The organism is Marinobacterium aestuariivivens, from assembly GCF_042661465.1.
Taxonomy (GTDB): Bacteria; Pseudomonadota; Gammaproteobacteria; order Pseudomonadales; family Balneatricaceae; genus Marinobacterium_A; species Marinobacterium_A aestuariivivens.
The window spans coordinates 398,509-421,754 of record NZ_JBHSWE010000001.1; the positions used below are offsets into that span (position 1 = coordinate 398,509).

17 protein-coding genes and 4 pseudogenes are annotated in these 23,246 nt (G+C 61.9%); 16 read left to right on the top strand and 5 right to left on the bottom strand.

Annotated elements, in window-relative coordinates; translation table 11 throughout:
• Positions 1-71 precede the first annotated feature (71 nt).
• From ACFQDL_RS02065 to ACFQDL_RS02135, 16 genes and pseudogenes are all read left to right on the top strand, one after another.
• Complete coding sequence (locus ACFQDL_RS02065) at positions 72-1,094, top strand: FemAB family XrtA/PEP-CTERM system-associated protein (RefSeq protein ID WP_379907577.1); 1,023 nt, start codon at positions 72-74, stop codon at positions 1,092-1,094.
• The gene (gene xrtA, locus ACFQDL_RS02070; protein WP_379907578.1) at positions 1,091-2,062 is read left to right on the top strand and encodes an exosortase A; all 972 of its coding nucleotides are present in this window, start codon (positions 1,091-1,093) and stop codon (positions 2,060-2,062) included. The genes ACFQDL_RS02065 and xrtA overlap by 4 nt, the downstream gene beginning before the upstream one ends.
• Before the next feature lie 13 nt (positions 2,063-2,075).
• Positions 2,076-2,630, top strand: coding sequence for an exosortase C-terminal domain/associated protein EpsI (locus ACFQDL_RS02075; RefSeq protein ID WP_379907579.1), 555 nt, complete (start codon positions 2,076-2,078; stop codon positions 2,628-2,630).
• A 28-nt stretch (positions 2,631-2,658) separates the two neighbouring features.
• Entirely contained in the window at positions 2,659-4,275 is a 1,617-nt protein-coding gene (locus ACFQDL_RS02080) for an acyl-CoA ligase (AMP-forming), exosortase A system-associated (RefSeq protein ID WP_379907580.1), read from the top strand.
• A 273-nt stretch (positions 4,276-4,548) separates the two neighbouring features.
• Positions 4,549-4,941: pseudogene (locus ACFQDL_RS02085) on the top strand (pyridoxal-dependent decarboxylase, exosortase A system-associated); the annotation flags it as partial.
• A 172-nt stretch (positions 4,942-5,113) separates the two neighbouring features.
• Positions 5,114-5,500 (top strand): type III PLP-dependent enzyme domain-containing protein, encoded by a 387-nt coding sequence (locus tag ACFQDL_RS02090; protein ID WP_379907581.1) that lies wholly within the window; start codon positions 5,114-5,116, stop codon positions 5,498-5,500.
• Positions 5,501-5,844: 344 nt separating this feature from the next.
• Complete coding sequence (locus ACFQDL_RS02095; RefSeq protein ID WP_379907582.1) at positions 5,845-7,236, top strand: TIGR03013 family XrtA/PEP-CTERM system glycosyltransferase; 1,392 nt, start codon at positions 5,845-5,847, stop codon at positions 7,234-7,236.
• 11 nt (positions 7,237-7,247) lie between these two features.
• On the top strand, positions 7,248-8,306 hold the full coding sequence (locus tag ACFQDL_RS02100; protein WP_379907583.1) for an NAD-dependent epimerase/dehydratase family protein: 1,059 nt from the start codon (positions 7,248-7,250) through the stop codon (positions 8,304-8,306).
• A 121-nt stretch (positions 8,307-8,427) separates the two neighbouring features.
• Positions 8,428-9,474: a UDP-glucose 4-epimerase GalE gene (gene galE, locus ACFQDL_RS02105; protein ID WP_379907584.1), complete on the top strand. Its 1,047-nt coding sequence runs from the start codon at positions 8,428-8,430 to the stop codon at positions 9,472-9,474.
• 312 nt (positions 9,475-9,786) lie between these two features.
• Positions 9,787-10,242, top strand: a pseudogene (locus tag ACFQDL_RS02110) (TetR/AcrR family transcriptional regulator); the annotation flags it as partial.
• A gap of 121 nt (positions 10,243-10,363) precedes the next feature.
• The gene (locus ACFQDL_RS02115; RefSeq protein WP_379907585.1) at positions 10,364-11,434 is read left to right on the top strand and encodes an efflux RND transporter periplasmic adaptor subunit; all 1,071 of its coding nucleotides are present in this window, start codon (positions 10,364-10,366) and stop codon (positions 11,432-11,434) included.
• A gap of 50 nt (positions 11,435-11,484) precedes the next feature.
• Positions 11,485-14,489: pseudogene (locus ACFQDL_RS02120) on the top strand (efflux RND transporter permease subunit).
• 15 nt (positions 14,490-14,504) lie between these two features.
• Positions 14,505-15,500, top strand: a pseudogene (locus ACFQDL_RS02125) (TolC family outer membrane protein); the annotation flags it as partial.
• Positions 15,501-15,574: 74 nt separating this feature from the next.
• A complete protein-coding gene (locus tag ACFQDL_RS32900) occupies positions 15,575-15,814 on the top strand; it encodes a TolC family protein (RefSeq protein ID WP_465264008.1) in 240 nt (79 codons plus the stop codon).
• A 414-nt stretch (positions 15,815-16,228) separates the two neighbouring features.
• A complete protein-coding gene (locus ACFQDL_RS02130; RefSeq protein ID WP_379907586.1) occupies positions 16,229-16,459 on the top strand; it encodes a hypothetical protein in 231 nt (76 codons plus the stop codon).
• A gap of 23 nt (positions 16,460-16,482) precedes the next feature.
• Entirely contained in the window at positions 16,483-17,028 is a 546-nt protein-coding gene (locus ACFQDL_RS02135; RefSeq protein WP_379907587.1) for a hypothetical protein, read from the top strand.
• A gap of 176 nt (positions 17,029-17,204) precedes the next feature.
• Here the strand turns inward: ACFQDL_RS02135 and ACFQDL_RS02140 are convergent, their stop codons facing one another.
• The 5 genes from ACFQDL_RS02140 to ACFQDL_RS02160 all read right to left on the bottom strand — a co-directional run bounded on the left by ACFQDL_RS02140 (position 17,205) and on the right by ACFQDL_RS02160 (position 23,195).
• Positions 17,205-17,846: a hypothetical protein gene (locus tag ACFQDL_RS02140; RefSeq protein WP_379907588.1), complete on the bottom strand. Its 642-nt coding sequence runs from the start codon at positions 17,844-17,846 to the stop codon at positions 17,205-17,207.
• A 29-nt stretch (positions 17,847-17,875) separates the two neighbouring features.
• Positions 17,876-18,442 carry a dCTP deaminase gene (gene dcd, locus ACFQDL_RS02145; RefSeq protein WP_379907589.1) on the bottom strand — a complete coding sequence of 189 codons (567 nt, stop codon included), beginning with the start codon at positions 18,440-18,442 and terminating at the stop codon, positions 17,876-17,878.
• Between the two features lie 235 nt (positions 18,443-18,677).
• Positions 18,678-19,769, bottom strand: a complete 1,092-nt coding sequence (gene apbC, locus ACFQDL_RS02150; protein ID WP_379907590.1) for an iron-sulfur cluster carrier protein ApbC — start codon at positions 19,767-19,769, stop codon at positions 18,678-18,680.
• Positions 19,770-19,974: 205 nt separating this feature from the next.
• The gene (locus ACFQDL_RS02155; protein ID WP_379907591.1) at positions 19,975-20,766 is read right to left on the bottom strand and encodes an AMP-binding protein; all 792 of its coding nucleotides are present in this window, start codon (positions 20,764-20,766) and stop codon (positions 19,975-19,977) included.
• Entirely contained in the window at positions 20,766-23,195 is a 2,430-nt protein-coding gene (locus ACFQDL_RS02160) for an MFS transporter (RefSeq protein WP_379907592.1), read from the bottom strand. The genes ACFQDL_RS02155 and ACFQDL_RS02160 overlap by 1 nt, the downstream gene beginning before the upstream one ends.
• Between the last annotated feature and the right edge of the window lie 51 nt (positions 23,196-23,246).

Sequence of the window (23,246 nt, forward strand, 5' to 3'; positions counted from 1 at the left end):
TGCACTATCTTTTTCCCGTCGACCCAGGCTGTGTCTCTAAGACCTCCAAGGTTCGCGAAAGGGAGTTGAAAATGGTTGTGATCAAGACATTGGGCGTACAGGAGCAGGAGCGCTGGGACCGGTTCGTCGAGACATGCGACGAGGCCACCTTTTTCCACCGCGCTGGCTGGAAAACCGTGATCGAAACGTCCACCGGCCACACCCCGTACTACCTCTATGCGGAGCAGGACGGCCATATCTGCGGTGTATTGCCACTCGTCGAGGTCAAGAGCCGGTTGTTTGGCCATGCACTGGTCTCCACCCCCTTTTGCGTCTACGGTGGTGTGGCCTCAACCTGCGAGGCGGCGACCTCCGGGCTGCTCGATCACGCCCAGTCGCTGGCCGAGAAGCTGCGGGTCGATTATCTGGAACTCAGGCACCGCCAGGTCAAAACCCGAGGCTGGCCCGTCAGGAGCACCCATGCGACCTTTCGCCGCCCGCTCGGCGACGATGACAGCAACCTGAAGGCGATGAAACGCAAACAGCGTGCGGTAATCCGTCAGGCGATTGGTAATGAACATACCGCGGCCATCGAGCCGGACCTCGATCGGTTTTTTCACATATATTCCACCAGTGTCAGGAACCTGGGAACACCGGTGTTTTCCCGGCGTTTCTTCAAGGCCCTGCAGGCGGTTTTCAAGCACGACTGCGAGGTACTCAGCGTCCATCACCAGGGCCGGCCGGTCTGCAGCCTGATGAGTTTTTATTTCCGTGATGAGGTGCTGCCCTACTATGGCGGGGGACTGCCGGAATCCCGCAGCCTGAAAAGCATGGATTTCATGTACTGGGATCTGATGCAACGGGCCACGACCAGGGGGATTGGCATCTATGACTTCGGCCGCAGCAAAATTGACAGTGGCCCCTATCACTACAAGCGGCACTGGGGTTTCGTCCCTGAACCGCTGTGCTACGAATACCACCTGGTCCGGGCCACCCAGCTACCGAATCACAGTCCCAGCAACCCCAAATACCGCTACTTCATCAAGCTCTGGCAACGCCTGCCGCTGTGGTTGACCCAGCAGCTCGGTCCCTATCTGTCGAAGAACCTGGCATGACCACTCTCGATCCCGCCATGAACCGCGATACGGCGAGCCCCAGGCGTGAACAACGCAGAGCATTGTTGATGCTGATTCTGCTGATGCTGGTCTATGCGGCGGTCTTCTGGCCCAGCCTGGCCTCCATGGCGGCGATCTGGTGGCGTTCCGAAACCTATGCCCACGGGATGCTGATCCCGCTGATCTCCGTCTGGCTGATCATCCGCAAGCGTTCGCAATTGACCAGGCTCGATATGGGACCTGATTGGACGGCGCTGATTCCATTGCTGGGGTTGTGCCTTGTCTGGTTGCTCGGGCTGGCCGCCGATGTGCTGGTGGTGGAGCAGATGGCCACCACTTTGATCCTGATTACGCTGGTGATTGTCGCCCTGGGCAGAGCGGTCGCCCGGACACTGGCATTTCCCCTGGCCTATCTGATCTTCGCCGTCCCATTTGGCGATCAATTAACGCCATTTTTGCAACAGATCACGGCCGACATTACGGTCCAGGCGCTGCAGCTCAGCGGTATACCGGTCTATAACAACGGCCTCTTTATCGAAATTCCCAGCGGTCGCTTCGAAGTCGCCGAGGCCTGCAGCGGGCTCCGTTACCTGATCGCCTCGGTTGCCATCGGGACCCTTTATGCCCATCTCACTTATCGTCGTCTGCGCAGCCGCCTGGTCTTTATCGCCGCATCCGTGCTGGTGCCGGTACTGGCCAACGGCATCCGTGCCTACCTGATCGTGTTGATCGCCCACCTGTCCGATATGAAATACGCCACCGGGATCGACCACCTGATTTATGGCTGGTTTTTTCGGCCTGGTCATGCTGCTGATGTTCTGGGTGGGCAACTGGTGGCGAGATCCCGAGCCGGCAATGGGTCCGGTGCAAAACACCCGTTCCATGGGGCGCCTGCCGGAGGCGCGGCCGCGTTATCCGGACTATGCGACTTTGGCTGCCGCGCTGGTGATTTTACTTCTGATCTATAACTGGGGTCAGTTGGTGAAGCAGACGTCACAGCTTTCGTCCCTGGTCGAACAGCAATTTTCCCTGTTCCCCTGGGTCCGGCAACCCGCCGATGCGCTGGACTGGCGCCCGAACTTTGTCGGTGCCGACCGGACTTTCAAAGCCTCGTATCGATTGGACCACGGCCCCGCCGTCGGTCTGTACATCGCCGATTATCAGTCCGAACATCAGGGCAAGGAACTGATCAATGATATGAACCGGTGGTATGGCGCGAATGCCTGGACACCGGCGGGACGTGGCACTCGGACGGTCCCGGTCGGTTCCGACCGACTCGATGTCAAGGTGCTCGAACTGAGGGCACGGGATGGCAGCATGCGACGTATCTGGTACTGGTATCAAGCTTACCAGCAGCCGGTCGCCAATCCGCTACTGGTAAAATTGTTCCAGGCCCTGAACAAGCTGAGCGGTGCCCAGGACGTCGCCAGCGCTTACGCCCTGGCGGTGGATTACGAGGACAGTCGGTCCGCCGATGCCGTCCTCACCCGCTTCCTCAGTGACAACTGGCCCAAACTGGCGACTTCCACACCCTGACTTTGCTGGATAGATGATGGATACGCGCATGCACTATCTCCTGCATCACCTGATCGAAACCCGGGCCGCGCTTGCGCCTGCACAGCCCGCCCTGTATCACAGGCAGGAGCAGCTCTGTTACGGCGAGCTCTTTGCCCGGGTACAGCAGGTTGCCGGCGGTCTGCGGGTACTGGGCCTGCAGCGTCAGGAGCGAGTTGCCATCTACCTGCCCAAGCAGCACGAAACCGTAATCAGCCTGTTCGCCTCCGCCCTGGCGGGCGGGGTCTTCGTGCCCATCAATCCCGTATTGAAGCCGCCACAGGTCCAGCATATCCTCGCCGACTGCAATGTCCGCATTCTGATCACCAGTCGCACACGACTGCAGCAGTTGTCCCCCGTTCTGGCGCACCTGCGCGATCTGAAGCAGGTGGTTCTGGTTGATGATGCCCCGCCCGCAAGTCATGCCCCCTACGCCCTTGCCGACTGGCGCCAGCTACAGGATGCACCGGCCTGCAGCACGCCCCCCGCCTCCCTGACCGACAGCGATATGGCAGCCATCCTCTATACTTCGGGCAGCACAGGGAAACCCAAGGGCGTGGTGCTGTCTCACCGCAATCTGATGGTCGGCGCCCAGAGCGTTGCGGGCTACCTCGGCAACCAATCGGATGACCGAATCCTGGCCGTGCTGCCGCTGAGCTTCGACGCCGGCCTCAGCCAGATCACGACGGCGTTTGAGGCAGGTGCCTGCTGTTATCTGATGGACTTTCTGCTGCCCAAGGATGTGCAACATCAGGTCGCCCGACACCGGATAACCGGTATCACAGCGGTGCCTCCGTTATGGAGCCAGATCGCCTCGCTGAACTGGAACGAAGAAATGACAGGCTCGGTGCGCTATTTTGCCAATACCGGCGGACATATGCCGCGTTCCCTGCTGACCCGGCTGCGCACCCTGTTTCCCGACGCACGCCCCTTTCTGATGTACGGTCTGACCGAAGCCTTCCGCTCCACCTATCTGCCACCGGATGAGGTCGATAACAGACCCGGATCCATCGGCAAAGCGATCCCCAACGCCGAGGTGCTGGTGCTGCGAGAAGATGGAACGCCCTGTGAACCCCATGAACCCGGGGAACTGGTGCATCGCGGCCCACTGGTGAGCCAGGGTTACTGGAACGACCCGGAAAAAACCCGCACGCGTTTCAGGCCCTTTCCCGGACAGGCGGCGGGGCTGGTGTTCAGGGAGCTGGCGGTCTGGTCGGGCGATACCGTCATCCGGGATGAAGAAGGGTACCTGTATTTTGTCGGTCGCCGGGACGACATGATCAAGACCTCCGGTTACCGGGTCAGCCCCAACGAGATCGAAGAGGTCGCCTACCAGAGCGGGCTGATCCGGGATGCCGTCGCCATCGGCGTGCCCCATGCGACGCTGGGGCAGGCAATCCTGCTGATCGTGACGCTTCCGGCAACGACGGACGCGACGGCGTCCTGCGTCGACATCCTGCTGCAACGCTGTCGTGAACAGCTGCCGAACTTCATGGTACCGCGCAAGTGTTTCATTGAAGCCGAACTGCCGCGCAACCCCAACGGCAAGATAGACCGTCGCGCACTCGCCGAACGCCACGCGGATTTTTTCGATGATCATCCGGAGCCACCCCATGCCGAAGGTTAACCTGCCCCCAGGTCACAGCACCCAGTGGCCGGACATCCGTCACAACGAACTCCATATTGGCGGACTGCCCTTGTCCCGGCTGGCCGCGCAAATGCCCCAGACACCTTTCTACGCCTACGACCGTCGGTTGATTGCCCGGCGTATTGCCGAACTCCGCAGCCTGCTGCCTGGCGGCATCCAGCTGCACTATGCGCTCAAGGCAAACCCGATGCCGGCGCTGGTGGATTACATTGCCCCCTGGTCGACGGTTTCGACGTGGCATCGCACCGGGAGATGCTGGCTGCAATCAATAGCGGCAAAGCGGCCACCGAGATCAGCTTTGCCGGTCCCGGCAAGACCTGGCGCGAAATCGAAGCCGCCGTTGCCGCCGGTATCGTCATCAATGCCGAGTCTCTCACTCAGATCGAGCAGGCAGCGCAGGCCGGTGCTGCCCTGGGGATCTCGCCCCGAATCGCGGTCAGGCTGAATCCGGAGTTCGAGTTGAAAGCCTCCGGCATGCGCATGACCGGCGGCGCTAAACCGTTCGGGATCGATTCCGAGCAGTTTCCCGAACTGGTCGAGAGGATGCGGGAGCTGGGCCTGGAGCCGGAAGGGCTGCACCTGTATACCGGCTCCCAGAACCTGAATGCGGCCGCCATCTGCGAAGCGCAACAGGCGGCCATCGACCTCGCCTGTGAGCTGATCGAACGTTTCACGCTCGAGTTGCGTTTTATCAATATCGGGGGGATTCGGCGTTCCGTACTTCCCGGGAGAGCGCCCCCTGGACCTTTCCGGCATCAGCGACCAGCTGTATCGCCTGCAACGACAAACCCGGCAGCTTTCCCCAAAGACCTCACTGGTGCTCGAGCTGGGGCGTTACCTGGTGGGAGAAGCGGGAATCTATGTCTGCAGGGTGCTGGAGCGCAAAAGCTCCCGCGGCACGGTCTACCTGATCACGGACGGCGGTCTGCACCATCACCTGGCCAACTCCGGCAACTTCGGCCAGGTGCTGCGCAAGAATTATCCTGTACTGATCGGCAACCGCGTAGCGGGCGAAGAGCAGGAAACGGTTACCATCGTCGGGCCACTCTGCACCCCGCTGGATATCCTTGCCGAGAAAGTGATGCTGCCGAAAGCGCAACCGGGGGATTGGGTGGTCGTTCGCCAATCGGGCGCCTACGGCCTGACCGCAAGTCCACAGCAATTTTTGAGTCACCCTACGGCAACAGAAGTGCTGGTCGGCTAAAGGGATGGTGTTCGACGCTGTCAGGCAGAAGCCGACCGGCACCCTTGCGGCAGCCCTCCAGGGAAGCTGCTGTCGCCATTGGAGCCACATCGAACATAGACGATATTTCCGAATTTGGGCAGAAATTTTCTGTAAATCTTTTCACGCATTAAGGACGAGTCGTCGCTTGAAGGCTACTGACTCGACTTCTAGAATTTCCGATGTCGTGATAAGGATCATCCGATGTCGGCCCCGAACCCGCCGAAGCCGCGGGTTGGGACGAGGTGACAGCGGTGCGAAGTTGCCACCAGCATGCTATCGCTGAAATCTGGCTTAGTACAGACTAAGGACAGGGAGCAGTGAGCATGCCTGGTTATCCAGTCGGCAAGTTATCCGTTAAACACTCTTATGCTCTGTTGGCGATCAGCGAAGCCATTGCGATGTTGGCCTGCCTGTTCTTGAGCATGAAGGACGCTGGGCACAATTTTTTTGATCATCTGTTGTGCCTGGGCTGTATCGTCTTTGTCATCATAGGCTTTCTCAGCATGGCGGCCATGGGACTTTATCGCTCCCAACAGCGCGGCACCTCCAGTGAACAGGCGGCGCGTATCTTCCTGAGCTTCACCCTGGCATCCATCGCAGAGGGGGTGATCTTCTCCATTGGTCCGATGACCGAATTGCAGCCCAAGGTCGTCTTCATGGCGCTGGGTCTGTCGTTCATTACGGTATGCACGCTGCGCTATCTTTTCAACAAGCTCCATACCACCGACCTGTTCAAGCACCGTGTACTGGTGCTGGGCACCGGGGAGCGGGCCAACTTTATCCAGGACAGGTTGCGTCGCACCTCGGACCGCAAAGGCTTCAACCTCTTGGGCTACATCAGGATCGAAGGCGATACGCCCTGCGTCCCGCCAGAATATCAATTGTCTGTCGATCTCCGCCACTTGGTGGATTTCGCCGGACGACACGGGGTCAAAGAACTGGTCCTGGCTGCCGACAAGCACCAGGATCACCTGCCCATGCACGAACTCCACGAGTGTCGACTGGCCGGAATCAACGTCATCGACATCGCCAGTTTTATCGAGCGCGAGAGTGGAAAAATACCGTTGCGAATGATGCCCCCGAGCTGGATGGCCTATGGCCAGGGCTACCGGATCGGCCGCCAGTTCGTACGTATGGGCAAAAGGCTTTTCGACATTCTGATCAGCCTGCTGTTGCTGATGCTGGTCTGGCCGATCATGCTGATGACAGCCTTGCTGATCCGGCTTGAAGGTGGCCGCGGGAGCCCTGTCCTGTACCAGCAAACCCGAGTGGGTCTTCGGGAAAAACCCTTTAAAATCTATAAGTTCCGTAGCATGAAGGTCGATGCCGAAGCCAACGGGGCTATGTGGGCCCTAAAATGCGACCAGCGCGTGACCGCTACCGGATCGTTCATTCGCAAGTACCGTATCGACGAACTGCCCCAGCTCTTCAATATACTTCGCGGCGACATGAGCTTTATCGGTCCGCGCCCCGAACGTCCCGAGTTCGTCGAGACCCTCGCCCTCTCCCTCCCCTACTACCATGACCGCCATAAAGTCAAACCGGGACTGACCGGTTGGGCACAAATATGCTACAGCTACGGCAGCAGCGAAGAGGATGCCCTGGAAAAACTCCAGTATGACCTCTACTACGTCAAGAACTTCAGTTTCCTGCTGGACACCATGATTCTGATACAAACCGTCGAGGTGATCCTGTTTGGCAAGGGAAGTCGCTGAGTGAGGCCACCATGACCCGCTACCAACAGATTCAAGATGAACTCGGAGCCAACCCGAAAGTCTGGCTGATTACCGGCGTCGCCGGGTTCATCGGCTCAAACCTGCTGGAAACCCTGCTCAAGATGAAGCAATACGTCATCGGCCTGGACAACTTCGCCACCGGCTACCAGCACAACCTCGACGAAGTACGGTCCCTGGTTTCGGCCGAGCAATGGTCCGGCTTCCACTTCATCGAGGGGGACATCCGCAATCTGGAGGATTGCCGCCGCGCCATGCGTCACCCCACGGCCGGGTCCGGCGCTGCGGATTACGTCCTCCACCAGGCCGCTCTCGGCTCTGTCCCCCGGTCTGTCGCCGACCCGATTACCAGCAACGCCACCAATGTCACCGGCTTCCTCAACATGCTGGTGGCGGCACGCGATGCCGAGGTCAAAAGCTTCACCTATGCGGCATCGAGTGCCACTTACGGCGATCACCTGACGCTGCCCAAGGTGGAAGAGAACATTGGCAAGCCGCTGTCGCCCTACGCGGTTACAAAGTACGTCAACGAACTGTACGCCGACGTTTTCGCCAGGGTCTACAGCTTCAAGACCATCGGCCTGCGCTACTTCAACGTCTTCGGCAAACGCCAGGATCCGAACGGTGCCTATGCCGCCGTGATCCCCAGATGGACAGCCGCCATGATCGAGGGCAACGAGGTCCTCATCTATGGCGATGGCGAAACCAGCCGGGACTTCTGCTTTGTCGATAACGCCGTGCAGATGAATATCCTGGCCGCGATGGCGCCGGAAGAGGCCAGGAACGAGGTCTACAACGTCGCCCTGGGTGACCGAACCAGTCTAAACGTACTATTCAATGCCCTGAAAACAGCGCTGGGAAACTGCGGCGTGAGCTATGATAAACATCCAAGCTACCGTGATTTCCGCATGGGAGACGTACGCCACTCTCAAGCAGATATCAGCAAGGCCCGAACCAGGCTGGGATACGCTCCCCGGCACCGCATTTACGACGGCCTGGATCAGGCCATGCCCTGGTATGTGCAGTCTCTTGGCAGCCGTAGCCTGGAATGAGTCAAAGGCGAATTCCGGAGACAGTTTCGAATTCGCCCCTTCGGGGCTCCACCGACAATTGCTCCTGCATTGCCGGTACTTCCACCGTCCATGGCGGTCATTCCAATCGACAAGGAGATTTATGAATATACTGGTGACCGGCGGTGCCGGCTATATCGGATCACACACCCTGGTCGATCTGCTGAATGCCGGCCACGAAGTGGTGATGCTGGACAACTACTGCAACAGTTCGCCGCTGGCACTGGAGCGGGCAGCGCAGATCGCGGTCGATTGTCATCGCCGCGCACCGCAACTGCATGCCGTCGAAGGCGATGTCCGCGATCGGGCATTGCTGGATCGGCTGTTTGCCGAGTTCCGAATTGACGGCGTCATCCATTTCGCAGGTTTGAAGGCCGTCGGCGAGAGCATGGCGCAGCCACTGGCCTACTACGAGAACAATGTCACCGGCACCCTGACCCTGTGTCAGGCCATGCAGGCCGCCGGGGTATTCAACCTGGTGTTCAGCTCCTCGGCCACGGTCTACGGCGAGCCCGCCGAGATGCCGATCCGTGAGGACTTTGCCACCGGCGTGCCGGCCAATCCCTATGGCCGATCCAAATTGATGGTCGAGACGCTGCTGCAGGACCTGGCCCACTCGGATCCACGCTGGGCAATCGCCCTGCTGCGTTACTTCAACCCTGCCGGCGCGCACGCCAGTGGCCTGCTCGGCGAGGATCCGCAGGGCGTCCCGAACAACCTGGTCCCCTATATAAGCCAGGTGGCGATCGGCAAGCGTGAAAAGCTTTTCGTGTTCGGCGGCGATTTCCCGACGCGCGACGGCACCGGGGTGCGCGATTATATCCATGTGGTGGACCTGGCCCTCGGTCACCTCGCGGCGCTGAACTGGATACAGACACATCGAGGCGTGGGTATCTGGAACCTCGGCACCGGCCGGGGCTATTCGGTACTGGAGATGGTAAGGGCATTCGAGGCTGCGAGCGGTCAGGTGGTGCCGTACGAGATCGTTGCGCGCCGCCCCGGTGACATCGCAGAATGCTGGGCCGCCCCGCACCGGGCCGAACGAGAGCTGGGCTGGAAGGCGGTACGCGGGGTCGAGGAAATGATGGCCGATACCTGGCGCTGGCAGTCGATGAACCCGATAGGGTATGGCAAGCCGGGTGACGCCTGACGCGTCAAAAGCCGAAGAGCCGGCATGCCGAACTCTCTCGGCCATTGTCGGGTTTCAGCCCTCCGGGCTTCTTCCCAACTGCCTACGATCTACACGTCACGCGTAACGCGTAACCTTCTACACCTCAGCTGTCACGCCTGACCTTCTTGTCAGTCACGCCTACCGCCCCCACACAAAACCTCAATCTTTACGGGTTTAAATGAACCGGCGTTACCGCTAAAATGACCGCCTTATTTTGGAACGACCGGTCTAGTTAAAATGACGCGAGGGCGCAAACCCGCACACAACCGGGAACGGATTCTGGAAATGGGCATGGAGCTTTTCGAACGCAACGGCTATCACGGCACCGGACTGAAGGAAATTCTCGACGCCTGCCAGGTGTCCAAGGGTTCCTTCTACAATTTTTTCGGCAGCAAGGAAGAGTTCGCCATCGAAATGATCAGCCATTTCCAGGAAAAGGCCTTCGACAGCTGGAACCTCGCACTCGAGCACCCTCGCACCAGCTACGCCCAGCTGCTGCGTAGCAAGATCGAAAGCGAAATCGACGACAACCAGACCCACTGCTTTCGCATGGGCAGCCTGCTTGCCAACCTGTCCGGCGAAATCGGCGCGGCTTCCGATGCCTTCCGCCACTCCATCCTGGAAGCCACCGAGCGCATCATCGCCGCGATCGAGCTGGACATGCAGATCTGCCAGCAGGAGGGCACGGTACGCACGGACCTGTCGCCGCGGCAGCTGGCCGAGCTGATCTGGAACTGCTGGCAGGGCGCACTGCTGCGCATGCAGGTGCAGGATTCCACAGCCCCCTTGAGGACAGCGGTCCGCCTGCTCTGGGACCAGATACTGCCTCCTTTCAACAACCCCCTCATCAGGACACGAGTTCATTACCATGAAACCAAAACACCTGATTCTGCCACTGCTGCTGATGCTGCCTACCCTGCCGCTCAGCGCCCTGGCCGACGAACAGCCCCAGGACAAGCCCCGCGGATTGCCGGCCGAAGTCATCCACCTTCGCCCCGCGCCGTTGACGCCAACGATCGAGGCGGTCGGCAACCTGGAAGCCAACGAGCGGGTGATGATCCGCCCGGAGCAGGCGGGCCAGATTCGCGATATCCGCTTCGAGGAGGGGCAGTCGGTCAAGCGCGGCGAGCTGCTGTTCGAACTCGAGGCCTCGACCTACGAGGCGGCGCTGCAGCAGTCCCAGGCCCGGGTCAACCTGAGCCTGCTGGAGTACCGCCGTGCCGAAAGCCTGCTGCAGCGCAAGGTGGGCTCCCAGAACGACCGCGACACCGCGCTCGCGCAGCTGCGCGTCGACGAGGCCGAAGTGTCCCTGGCTCAGACCCGGCTCGCCAAGATGAGCATCCGCGCGCCCTTCGACGGCGTTGCCGGCCTGCGCATGGTCAGTCCCGGCGACTATGTCAGCGTCGGCCAGGACCTGGTCGAGCTGATCGACAGCGCCAGCATGAAGGTCGATTTTCGCATCCCGGAGATCTATCTGCCGGCGGTCGCCCCCGGCCAGCACATCAATGTACAGGTCGACGCCTATCCCGGCCGCCGCTTCGCCGGCGAAGTCTATGCGATTTCACCCAGCGCCGACGCCCGGGCCCACAACTTCGAACTGCGCGCCCGCATCCCCAATCCCGACGGAGTGCTGCGCCCCGGTCTCTTTGCCCATATCGAACTCGCGGGTGAAACCGACAACGCCGCACTACTGATCCCGGAGCAGGCGGTGATTCCCCAGAACGGCCAGGCCGCGGTGATGCGCGTCGACGACCAGAACAGTATCGAGGTGGTCAGCGTGGAGCTGGGCCAGCGTCGCCCGGGACAGGTCCAGGTGGTCTCGGGTCTTGCTGCGGGCGATGTCATCGTCACCGCCGGCCAGCTCAAGCTGCACCCCGGCATGCCGGTCACGCCGATCTTCGTTGACGGTTCCAACAGTACCGCCGGTCGGGAGCAGTAATCATGGTCCTCTCCGATATCAGCATCAAGCGCCCGGTACTGGCGACGGTCATGAGCCTGTTGCTGCTGCTGATCGGCCTGATCAGCTATGACCGCCTGACGGTGCGCGAATACCCCAAGATCGATCTGCCGGTGGTCACCGTCGAAACCACCTATCCCGGCGCCAGCGCCTCGATCATGGAATCCCAGGTCACCCAGGTGATCGAGGACTCGCTGTCCGGTATCGAGGGCATCGACTTCATGAATTCGATCAGCCGCACCGAGCAGAGCCAGATCACCATCACCTTCCGCATGGACCGGGACCCGGACGAGGCGGCCAACGACGTGCGCGACCGCGTCGGCCGGGTACGCGGCATGTTGCCGGACGATATCGACGAACCGGTGGTCTCGAAAACCGAAGCCGACGCCCAGCCGATCATCTACCTGGCCTTCTCGTCCGATCGCCACAACCCGATGGAGATCACCAGCATCGCCGACCAGCGGGTCAAGGACCGGCTGCAGACGGTACCGGGCGTGGCCAACGTGATGATCTTCGGCGAGCGGCGCTACTCGATGCGCATCTGGCTCGATCCCTTCCGCATGGCGGCCTACAACCTGGTCCCCCAGGATATCGAGGAGGCACTGCGGGCGCAGAACGTCGAGATCCCGGCCGGGCGCATCGAAAGCCAGGATCGCGAGTTCACCATTCTGACCCGCACCGATCTGAACCAGGTCGAGGAGTTCGAGCGCATCATCGTGCGCAATATCGAAAACTACCCGGTACGGATCCGCGATGTCGCCCGGGTCGAGATCGCCCCGCAAAGCGAGCGCATCATCACCCGCTTCCGTGGCGAAAGCGCGGTGGCACTGGGTGTCGTCAAACAGTCGACCGCCAACCCGCTCGACGTCTCCAGCGGCATCCGCACCGAGCTCGCCGCACTCGAGGCCACGCTGCCGGAAGGCATGGAAGTCGAGATTGCCTACGACTCCTCGGTGTTCATCGACGAATCGATCAACTCCGTCTACCAGACCCTGCTGCAGGCCGGTGCCCTGGTGGTGCTGGTGATCTTTTCTTCCTGCGCAACCTGCGAGCGACCCTGATACCGGTCGTGACCATCCCGCTGTCGCTGATCGGCGCCTTCGCGATGATGTGGCTGTTCGGCTTCACCATCAACACCCTGACCCTGCTGGCACTGGTGCTGGCAATCGGCCTGGTGGTGGACGACGCCATTGTCATGCTCGAGAACATCTACCGCCACGTCGAGGACGGGCTGGACCCGATCCAGGCCGCCTTCAAGGGCAGCCGGGAGATCGCCTTCGCGGTCATCGCCACCACCCTCACCCTGGTCGCCGTGTTCGCGCCGGTTGCCTTCTCCGAAGGCCGCTCCGGCCGCCTGTTCACCGAGTTCGCCCTGACCCTGGCCGGTGCCGTGGTAGTGTCCACCTTCGTCGCGCTGACGCTGTCGCCGATGATGGCGTCCCGCACCCTGCACCACGAAACCCGGCACTCGGCGGTCTTCAACCTGATCGAAGGCTGGCTGCTGGGCCTGACCCGCGGCTACAAGACGCTGCTCGGACGCGTCCTGCACTCGCGCCTGCTGACCCTGGCGATCATGGCCGCGAGCATCGCCGGCGGCAGCTTCTACTACATGCAGCTGCCCCAGGAACTGGCACCCTACGAGGACCGCGGCACCATCATGACCTTCACGATCGCCCCCGAAGGATCGACGCCGGCCTACGTCGACCGCTACGTGCGCCAGATCGAGGAGATCATCAGCGGGGTACCGGAGCAGAATCGCTACTTCACCGTGATCGGCTTCCCGACCGAAACCAACTCGCTGACCTTCGTCGGCCTCAAGCGCTGGGAAGACCGGGAACGCAGCCAGCAGGCGATCACCGAATCGCTGACGCCTCAGCTCTACGGCGGCGTCACCGGTACCATGTCGTTCGCGATGAACCTGCCGTCCCTGGGGCAGAGCCCGATTTCACGCCCGGTGGAATTCGTGATCAAGAGCCAGGCCGACTATGCCGAACTCAAGCGCATCAGCGACGAGCTGATGACGCGGGTGCGGCAGAACCCGGGCTTCATCCAGCCGGACTCCGACCTCAAGCTCAACAAGCCGGAGCTGCAGCTCGAAGTCGACCGCAACAAGGTGTCCGATATCGGCCTCGAGGTCGATACTATCGGCCGGGCGCTGGAAACCTACATGTCCGGCCGCAACGTCACCCGCTTCAAGCGCGATGGCGAGCAGTACGACGTTATCGTTCAGGTCGAGGACCGGCAGCGCCGCACCCCGGGCGATCTCACCGATGTCTATGTGCGCAGCCCCGACGGCGCCATGATCCAGCTGGCCAACCTGGTAACGGTCAACGAAACCGTGGCACCGAAGGAACTGAACCATTTCGACAAGGTGCGTGCCGTCAAGCTGCAGTCGGTACTGGCGCCCGACTACAGCCTCGGCGAGGCGCTGAGCTTCCTCGAGCAGAACCTGGCCGAGATCGCCCCCGAAGCGGGCTTCGACTACACCGGCCCCTCGCGCGAGTTCAAGGAGTCGAGCGCCAGCCTGCAGGTGATATTCGGCCTGGCGCTCTGCTTCATCTTCCTGGTGCTCGCGGCCCAGTTCGAGAGCTTCAAGAATCCGCTGATCATTCTGCTGTCGGTGCCGCCGGCACTGTTCGGCGCACTGCTGGCGCTCTATTACAGCGGCGGCTCCCTGAGCGTCTACAGCCAGATAGGGCTGATCACCCTGGTCGGCCTGGTGACCAAGCACGGCATCCTGATCGTCGAATTTGCCAACCAGCTGCAGGACCAGGGCGTGGAGCTGCGCGAGGCGATTCTCAAGGCCGCGGAGCTGCGTCTACGCCCGATACTGATGACCACCGGCGCGACGGTGCTCGGCGCCCTGCCGCTGGCGATCGCCTTCGGCGCCGGCGCGGAATCGCGCCAGCAGATCGGCTGGGTCATCGTCGGCGGCATGCTGTTCGGCACCCTGCTGACCCTGTTCGTCATTCCGACCGTGTATAGTTATCTGGGCAAGCGCACCTTCAGGGAAGTCGCGCCTGCTTACAACCTTTAAGAAAGGACGACAAGTGTGAAACCACTTCTCCCGCGCAAAACACTGCTGGCGCTCGGCATCTGCCTGGCGACCGGCACCGTCCAGGCCGGCAGCCTTGTCGAACTCTACGATCTGGCATTGAGCAACGATCCGCAGCTCAAGTCCGCCGAAGCTGCGATGCGCGCAGGCAAAGAAGCCCTGCCGCAGGCCCGCTCGGCGCTGCTGCCCAACCTGCAGCTGGGTGCCGACTCGACCTGGACCGATACCGACAACGCCGGCAGTTTTCACAGCGAAGGCGTCACCCTGAGCCTGAACCAATCGGTCTACTCCGCGGCGCGCTGGTACAACCTGCGCCGGGGCGAATCGCTGTCCGAACAGGCGGGCCTGGTGTTCGACCAGGCCCAGCAGACACTGATACTGCGCACGGTCAGCGCCTATCTCGACGTGTTGCGGGCGATGAACAACCTCAACAGCGCCCAGGCCGAGGAACGGGCGATTCAGCGTCAGCTCGACCAGGTCAATGCCCAGTTCGAGGTCGGCCTGATCGCCATCACCGATGTACAGGAAGCCCAGGCCAGCTACGACAACTCGGTGGTTCGCCGGATCGAGGCAGTGGGGGAGCTCGACAACAGCTTCGAGGCGCTGGACCGTCTCGCCGGCCAACCGTTTCGCACCGTCACGCACCTCAAGGCCGATTATCCCATCGACAGCCCGCAGCCGGCCGCACCGGAGCCCTGGCTCGAAAAAGCCTGGCAGAACAACCTGGGCCTGCTGATCGCCGACAGCAGCATCGAAGCGGCGCGCCGCAGCGCCCAGTCGGCACGCGCCGGCCACTACCCCACCCTGGACCTGAATGCCAGTTACGACACCAACGGCGGCAGTCTCGGCGTCACCGACCCGGGGGACACCAGCATTGTCGGCCTGTCACTGAATCTGCCGCTGTACCAGGGCGGTCTGACAAGCTCCCAGAGCCGGGAAGCCGAAGCCTTGCTGGACCAGGCGATGCAGGATCGCCAGGACAACCTGCTGGCCGTCACCCAGCAGACCCGCAGCTGCTGCGCAGCCTCAGAACCAATGTCGAGAGCGTCAAGGCGCGCGCCCAGAGCATCCGCTCCAGCGAAACCGCGCTCGAAGCCACTCAGGAAGGGTTCAACGTCGGCACCCGCAACGTGGTCGACGTGCTCAACGCCGAGCGCACCCTCTACTCCGCCCAGCGCGACTATGCCAACGCCCGGCTCGACTACATCACCAATCTGTTTAGCCTGAAGCAGCAGCTCGGCACCCTCAACCCGGATGACCTGGCCACCCTGGATCGCTGGCTGGAAGAAGATAACGGAAATGGGTGACAGGTGACGGGAACATCGTAGGGTGCCGGTGAACGGAGTGAACCGCACCGCCAGTCGCATCCGGGGCGGTGCGCCGGCATTTGCTCCTGCAAGGCCGGTCTTCCCGCCATCCATGGCGGTCGCTTCGCTTACCAGCACCCTACAGGTAACTCGTAACGCGTCACCAGCGAAAAACCGGCGCAGCGGCGCCGGTTTTTGATATCATGGGAACACTCAGTTTTCAGACAGCACGTAAACGCTGCCATCCTCGTCGTCATCGGGCGCAAGTCCGCGCCAAGGCATGATCATCGAGAACCCCTGCAGTGAAATGATCGCGCCCAAGACCGCTTGAGCGCATACTGAAGGCAATCGAAAGGTTGCATTGAAACCATAGCCGATTTTTCGAACCTTGGCCCCGGCAGCCGGAGGAACCTTATGAGCGATCTGCTGACCCGAATACTGGAAAAGGTGCGGGTCGCCTACGTGCAGGCCATGCAGGACGGCGAACATCAGCAGCCGTACCTGACGGCAGAGCGCCTCTGCCATGAGCAACTGCATATCGATGCCGACGCCCTGGCCCGCATTATCGACGAAGACCCGACCCTTCTCGCAGCCCGCGCCGGCGACCTGATCCAGGACCCCGCGAGAGCGACAACCCCTCGGTAGGTACGATCATCTGCTGCAACATCATGGCCGCCGCGCTCGACGGACTGCTGACGGTGGCGGTCGAACACGACTGGCTCGACGTCGACGAAGAGGGCAACGTCCTGGTCGACGACGATGAACTGGGCGAACAGTCCCCCAAACCACTGCAGGTCGACTACAGCCGCTCCGCCCAGGCCCTGGAGAACGCCGGCCAGCCAGGCGCAAGCCGCCTGACCCAGCTTTTCCAGGTTGCAGAGGCGGAATATGCCCGGTTGCTGGAAAACGAAGTTCATGATGCCTATCAGCTGGCACTGCGAACCTCGTCGGATTATGCCGTATTCGCACCCGAGGACATCGCGCCGCTGGTCGCCGAAAATCCCCTGCTGCTGGGACTGAGACCGGACGGCCTGGTGGACCCGGACCTGTTCGAAGGCGATCCCCCCGCCGGCATCATCATCAGCAGTCACCTGACCCACATGCTGCTGCAGCAGCTGCTGGAACTGGCCTCCGAACGCGGCGCCCTGGCACGCGACAGCGCCGGCCACCTGATCCTGCCGGACGACAACGAAACCAAGCCGCAGCTGCATTGAGGAGAGTGAGCAGCGGGCAGTTTACAGTCCGTAGGTTGGAATGAGTCCCGAAGGGCCGAATTCCGACGCTTGGTATCGGGTTACCACTATGCTTCGAAGGTTTAGCCCCGGAATTCGCCTCCGGCTCATTCCAGGCTACGGGCTTGCGCGTAACCCGCCACGCGTAACCCTTCAAATCAATGCATGGTGATACCGATCGGATGGACGCCGTGCTTTTCCTGGTCGAAAACGTCGCGCAGCTCGCGTAGCGGGCGCAGGCCATAGTCGCCCGGATCTTTCGGCAGCTCCAGCCAGTCGAGGGTCCAGATGCGCGTCATCAGCTCGTACTCGCCGATCAGCGCATCCAGAAATATCATCACCGCCTCGACCCGCGGATCGAGGTCCAGCTCCTTCGGCACATCCTCGAGGTAGACCTCGAGGCGCAGCTTGCCGTCGACCTGACGCAGCGCGAACCAGAAATCGCGCAACTCGCAGTACTCGTCACCGACGCTGATATGACTCGGCACCGGATCGTAGCGGTGATTGAAGGCCTTGAATTGAATCCCGCTGAGCTGGGGCGCGGCGCCCACCAGGTTCAGCACCGAGCCGATCGATTCTGGGTAGCCGTCACAGCCGAAGATCATCTCCACCGGCCCCTCGTCTTCATCGCGCTCGAAATGGAACGTCAGGTTGCGGTCGATCTTGCGCAGAATGTCGTTGTACTGGCTCAACAGCGCGTCGGCCTCGAAGTGGCTCTCCTGCTGACTGTGCAGCAGCAGGTCGATGGTCTGTTCGACCTGCTGCCAGAACTCGTGGATCTGTTTTCGATTCGGCTTCATCTAATCTGTCGGCTGGGCTGCATCGGGGGTCAGGTACGGGGTACCACGACCCCGGTCTGTCCCTGGTATTTGCCCTTGCGATCCCGGTACGAGGTTTCGCAAACCTCATCGGCACCGAGGAACAGCATCTGGGCAACGCCTTCGTTGGCGTAAATCTTCGCGGGCAGCGGGGTGGTATTGGAAAACTCGAGCGTCACGTGGCCTTCCCATTCCGGCTCGAGCGGCGTGACATTGACGATAATGCCGCAACGGGCATAGGTGCTCTTGCCCAGGCAGATGGTCAGGACATCTCGCGGAATGCGAAAGTACTCGACGGTACGGGCCAGAGCAAAGGAGTTCGGCGGAATGATACAGACTTCGGACTGCACATCAACGAAACTGCCCTCGTCGAACGCCTTGGGGTCGACGATCGACGAATTGATGTTGGTGAAGATCTTGAATTCGTCGGCGCAGCGCACGTCGTAGCCGTAGCTCGAGGTACCGTAGGAGACGATGGCGCCGTCGCCCGTGTGGCGTACCTGGCCCGGCTCGAACGGCGAGATCATCTCGCACTCTTGCGCCATGCGGCGAATCCAGCGATCGGATTTGATGCCCATAGGTTGTCCGTAGTTCGTAATATCTGAATGGCGCGCCATTCTACCGTTTTGCAACTGCGCTGGGTAGGGCAGTGAACTGATTGTGGGAGCGGCTAAAGCCGCCCCACGGAAATTTCGGCACCCGCCGTAGGAGCGCCGCCCCGGTGCGAACAGGTCCAGCTCGATGCCATCCCAATTCGCCGGGAGGCCCGGCTCCTACGGCCGGTGGAGACGTGACGCTGTTCGCTAACGACTGCTAATCGTTCTCGACCGAGATATTCGGGAAGGCCGGGCCCTGCGCCACATTGCGCACCGCCACCCGGCCGGCGATACGGCGGGCGATATCGAGATAGGCCTGCGCCGCGGGGCCCTGAGGATCGGCCACGACCGTCGGCATGCCGGCATCGGTCTGCTCGCGGATCTGCAGGGAAAGCGGTAGCGAACCGAGCAGCTCGGTATCGTACTGGGCCGCGATGCGCTCACCGCCGCCGGCACCGAAAATAGGCTCCTCATGCCCGCAATTGCTGCAGATATGGGTGCTCATGTTCTCGACCACTCCGAGCACCGGTATGTCGACCTTGCGGAACATCTCGATACCCTTTTTCGCATCCAGCAGCGCAATGTCCTGGGGCGTGGTGACGATCACCGCGCCGGTCACCGGCACTTTCTGCGACAGGGTCAGCTGAACGTCGCCGGTACCCGGCGGCATGTCGATAAAGAGATAATCCAGATCGTCCCAGAGGGTCTGGGTCAGAAGCTGCTGCAGGGCACCGCTGACCATCGGACCGCGCCAGACCATCGGCGTGGTCTCGTCGATCAGGTAGGCCATCGACATGGTCTGCAACCCCAGGGCCTGGATCGGCTTGAAATACTTGGCATCGTCGGATTCGGGATGGGTACCCGACGCGACACCGACCATCAGCCCGAGACTGGGGCCGTAAATATCGGCATCGAGCACCCCGACGCGGGCACCGGCGTGCGCCATGGCCAGCGCCAGATTGATGGTGGTGGTCGACTTGCCGACCCCGCCCTTGCCGGATGCGACCGCGACGATATTGCGCACGCCGTCGAGGTTGCGCAGATTGCGCTGCGCCCGGTGCGGCTGGATCTGCTGGCGAATCTCGACCTGCACGGAGGTGCCGGTTTCGTCGCCGATCAACCGGGCCAGCGTTTCGCCAAGTCCCGCGCTGATATCGGCACAGGGATAGCCCAGGGTCAGCACCACCTTCAAGACGCCGCCCTCCTCCTGCACATCCGTCAGGACCCCGGCACTGCGCAGATCCGTTTCCAGCCAGGGATCCCGATACCGACTCAGGGCTGCTTCGATGCGTTCACGATACTGCTGCATGACTGATTCCGCTCCTGTCGCCTGCCGGCGGCCAAATAATTTCTCAAACACCCGGCGCCTCCCGGTACTGAAACTGCTCGATCCAGGACAAGGGAAATAGGGGACAGACCCCAATTGGGGTCTGTCCCCTATTTCCTAGTTAATTGGTCGGGAATTATTGCTGTTTTCACCTCCAGCGTCCAGTACCGGGACGACACCGGCCCACTCAAGGCCGACATTCCGTCGCCACAGCAAGGTCCGCCCTCCGCTCGCCGGCTGCGTCAGAGCGCCAATCTCGATCGACAATCGTCAGGAAGCCATCGTCATCGAGAAAGCCCCTGTCGCCGGTTTTGTACCAGCGCAGACCGTCGCGCTGGATCAGTGCGCGGGCGCTGAGTTCAGGGTCATTGAGATAACCCTTCATGATCTGAGTACCGCCGATCAGCACCCGCCCGGCCTCGCCGTTCGGCAAGGCCTCCAGGGTCTCGGGATCGACAATGCGGAATGTCGAGCCCGGCAGCGCCAGTCCGACGGTACCGGACTTGCTGCCGGTCTGCACCGACCACCAGCGCGTATCCAGATGATCGGGCAGGTTGACGCTCGCCACCGGGGTGGTTTCGGTGCAGCCATAGCCTTCCAGCACCGGCACATGGAAGCGCAACTCGAAATCCCGCGCCACCGCAGCATCCAGCCGCCCGGCACCGGTCACCACCAGCCGCAGCGGGCCGAACATCAGCGGATGCAGACGCGGATGGCCGCTGTAGAGACCCAAGAGTGTCGAGGTGCCGCACATCAGCGTCGCCCGGTAGCGCGCCACCGCCTTGCCGATCCCGACGGCATCGGCGGGGTCCGGATGACAGACGACCGGAACACCCTCGACCAGCGGCATCAGACAGGTCACCGTCAGGCCGAAGGCCTGATACAGTGGCAGCGTCGCCATCCAGCAGTCATCGTCGCGCACGTTCAGCACATCGCCGATCTGGCGGATATTGGCGATAAGATTTCGGTGGCTCAGCATCACGCCCTCGGCGCCCCGTCGCTGCCGGACGAAAACAGGATCGCCGCGGTATCCCCGATCGCCCGACGGCGGCACAGCCAGTGCTGCAGCAGCCCCAGCGGCAGCAGCCGCACCGCCACCTGCATCGCCAGCGACCCGACGCGGCCGGACGAGGCTTCCAGATCCTCCAGATAAACGACCCTGCGCCCCTCCAACAGTGCAGCCAGCCCGGGGCCGCCGCCCTCGAGCCTTTTCACAAAGGCGCGTGCGGTGACGATCGTCCCGATGCCGGCCTGCTCGGCTGCGCTTTGCAGAACGGCCGGCGCGGCAGTAAAGTCGAGATTCACCACCGTTTTGCCCGCCATCAGCGCCGCCATATTGGCCATGGCACCGGCACTGGAAGTCGGCAGCAGCAGCCCCAGATTCCGCCCCGACAATCGCCGCAAACGCCGACTGAGGAGCGCACAGGCGCAGAGCAGCCACGGGTAGCTCAGCGGCGACCCGGTGCTATCACCGATGGCCCAGTGCGCCGGGGCCTGCCCGGCGGTGCGCACGAAGGCCCGCGGCACCGTCTCGAGACCGTCGGCATAGCGATTCCAGGCATGGATCGACAGTTCGAACACCCGCTTCTTGACCTGCCCAGCCCGGCTGTCGAGGGGCATCGGCGCACCGAAGGCTACGATCAGATCGCGCTTGAGCCCCATGCGCCGGCGCGCCTGCAGGCGGCTGCCGGAGCGCGAAAAGCGGCTGCCCCAGAGCCCGCGCAGATAAAAGGGCACGATCTTCGCGCCCGAGCCCCGGGCCACGGCAGCGCAGGCACGTTCGAAACCGCGTCTGAAGCTGCCCAGTTGCCCGGTATGACTGATGGTACCCTCGGGAAACAGACAGACCACCTTGCCGGCCTCGAGCAAACGCGCCACTCTTTGCAGCGCTTCGCGACTGTTGCCCGACGAGATCGGAATAACGCCGAACAGATCAAGAAATCCACGCAGATACCAGCGTTCGTAGATACTGCGCTCCATGACGAAATGCACATGGCGCGGACAGGCCATCTGGATCATCGCCCAGTCGAGCCAGCTGATATGATTGCCCAGCAGCAGGGTGCCGTGCCCCTCTTCCGGCAGGTGCTCGAAGCCCAGCACCTGCAGGCGATACTTGCCCCTCAGCACCGCGGCCACGAGCAGCCGGATCAGTGCCTCCGGTAAGAGCAAAATTGCCGCCAGGGCGCCGACCGTCGCGATGGCCGCCAGACCATACAGCAGCCAGTGACCGGGAATATCCCGGTAGGCGCTGATCACCGTCAGCACCAGGAAGCCCAGCATAGCGACGTTCTGAATGAAATTATTGCCCGCCAGTACTCGTCCGCTGGCGTGATGCTCGGCATTGAACTGGATCAGGGCATTGAGCGGAATCACCATCAGGGCGCCGCTCAAGCCAATCAGCAGAAACAGCAGTGCCGACAGGCCTAGGTGCGGAGCCCCCGGCAGCAGCAGCAACCCCAGCGCCACACCGCAGGCGCCGAGCGGAATCAGGCCGACATTGATATGGTGGCGCGACAGCCGGCCGGCCAGCACGGACCCGACCATGATACCGACGCCGGCCAGTGCCATGGCCCCCTGAATCACGAAGGTATTGAGCTCGCCCAGCTGCGCCTTGGCAAATGCCGGGAACACCGCCAGCATCACCTGGCTGATGGACCAGAACGCCGCCAGGCCGAGGATCGACAGCCAGATCGGACGGATCGAGACGATATGGCCGAGATTGCGCGCGAGGATGCACCCGCGCCGGTAACCCGGCCAGTCGAAGCGAAGGCGGCTATCGGTCTCGCTTCTGGCCGGCAGCCGGTGCGCCAGCCAGGTCTCCAGACAGGCGCCGGCAACCAGAAACCAACCCAGCGGCGCGATCTGCTGCACCAGCTCCGACGGGGACCGCGCCATGTCGCCATTTCCCGCCAGGCGCATCTCGAACAGCAGCGAAAATACCAGGATTCCGGACAGGATCGCGACCATGGTGGCCGCCTGCACCCAGCCATTGCCTTCGCTCAACTGGTCGGTTCCCACCAGCTCGCGGATGTAACCGTACTTCGCCGGCGAGTAGAGGGCGCTTTGCAGTGCGAGCACGAAGGTCAGGCCAAAGGCCGGCAGAAACCAGCCGAGGTAGTAGCAGCCCGTGATCATCAGCGTCACGACAATCGCCGCCCAGGCCGAAATGCGCATCACCCGATGTTTGGGATATTTGTCCGAAACATAGCCGGCGGGGGTGAACAGCAGAATAAAGGGCAGCAGAATCAAGCCATTGACGATCGCTGTCAGCAGGATCTGCTCGTTGCCGTCGTAGCTCTTGAAGAGACTGTTCTGGATGATGACCTTATGACCCAGGTCGACAAAGGCATTGATAAAGGCCACCGCGACAAAGGCGAGAAAACCGCGGACCTTCATAAGCTCGCTCATGACTACACCTCCCTGCCACCCACCCAGCCGCAAGATAGTGATACATTTGAT

Coding starts and splice junctions, on each gene's coding strand:
- ACFQDL_RS02095 (WP_379907582.1), top strand. CDS start 5,845: ATGCCTGGTTATCCAGTCGGCAAGTTATCCGTTAAACACTCTTATGCT.
- ACFQDL_RS02160 (WP_379907592.1), bottom strand. CDS start 23,195: ATGAGCGAGCTTATGAAGGTCCGCGGTTTTCTCGCCTTTGTCGCGGTG.
- ACFQDL_RS02140 (WP_379907588.1), bottom strand. CDS start 17,846: ATGAAGCCGAATCGAAAACAGATCCACGAGTTCTGGCAGCAGGTCGAA.
- ACFQDL_RS02115 (WP_379907585.1), top strand. CDS start 10,364: ATGAAACCAAAACACCTGATTCTGCCACTGCTGCTGATGCTGCCTACC.
- ACFQDL_RS02155 (WP_379907591.1), bottom strand. CDS start 20,766: ATGCTGAGCCACCGAAATCTTATCGCCAATATCCGCCAGATCGGCGAT.
- galE (WP_379907584.1), top strand. CDS start 8,428: ATGAATATACTGGTGACCGGCGGTGCCGGCTATATCGGATCACACACC.
- dcd (WP_379907589.1), bottom strand. CDS start 18,442: ATGGGCATCAAATCCGATCGCTGGATTCGCCGCATGGCGCAAGAGTGC.
- apbC (WP_379907590.1), bottom strand. CDS start 19,769: ATGCAGCAGTATCGTGAACGCATCGAAGCAGCCCTGAGTCGGTATCGG.
- ACFQDL_RS02100 (WP_379907583.1), top strand. CDS start 7,248: ATGACCCGCTACCAACAGATTCAAGATGAACTCGGAGCCAACCCGAAA.
- ACFQDL_RS02065 (WP_379907577.1), top strand. CDS start 72: ATGGTTGTGATCAAGACATTGGGCGTACAGGAGCAGGAGCGCTGGGAC.
- ACFQDL_RS02135 (WP_379907587.1), top strand. CDS start 16,483: ATGGCCGCCGCGCTCGACGGACTGCTGACGGTGGCGGTCGAACACGAC.
- ACFQDL_RS02130 (WP_379907586.1), top strand. CDS start 16,229: ATGAGCGATCTGCTGACCCGAATACTGGAAAAGGTGCGGGTCGCCTAC.
- xrtA (WP_379907578.1), top strand. CDS start 1,091: ATGACCACTCTCGATCCCGCCATGAACCGCGATACGGCGAGCCCCAGG.
- ACFQDL_RS02080 (WP_379907580.1), top strand. CDS start 2,659: ATGCACTATCTCCTGCATCACCTGATCGAAACCCGGGCCGCGCTTGCG.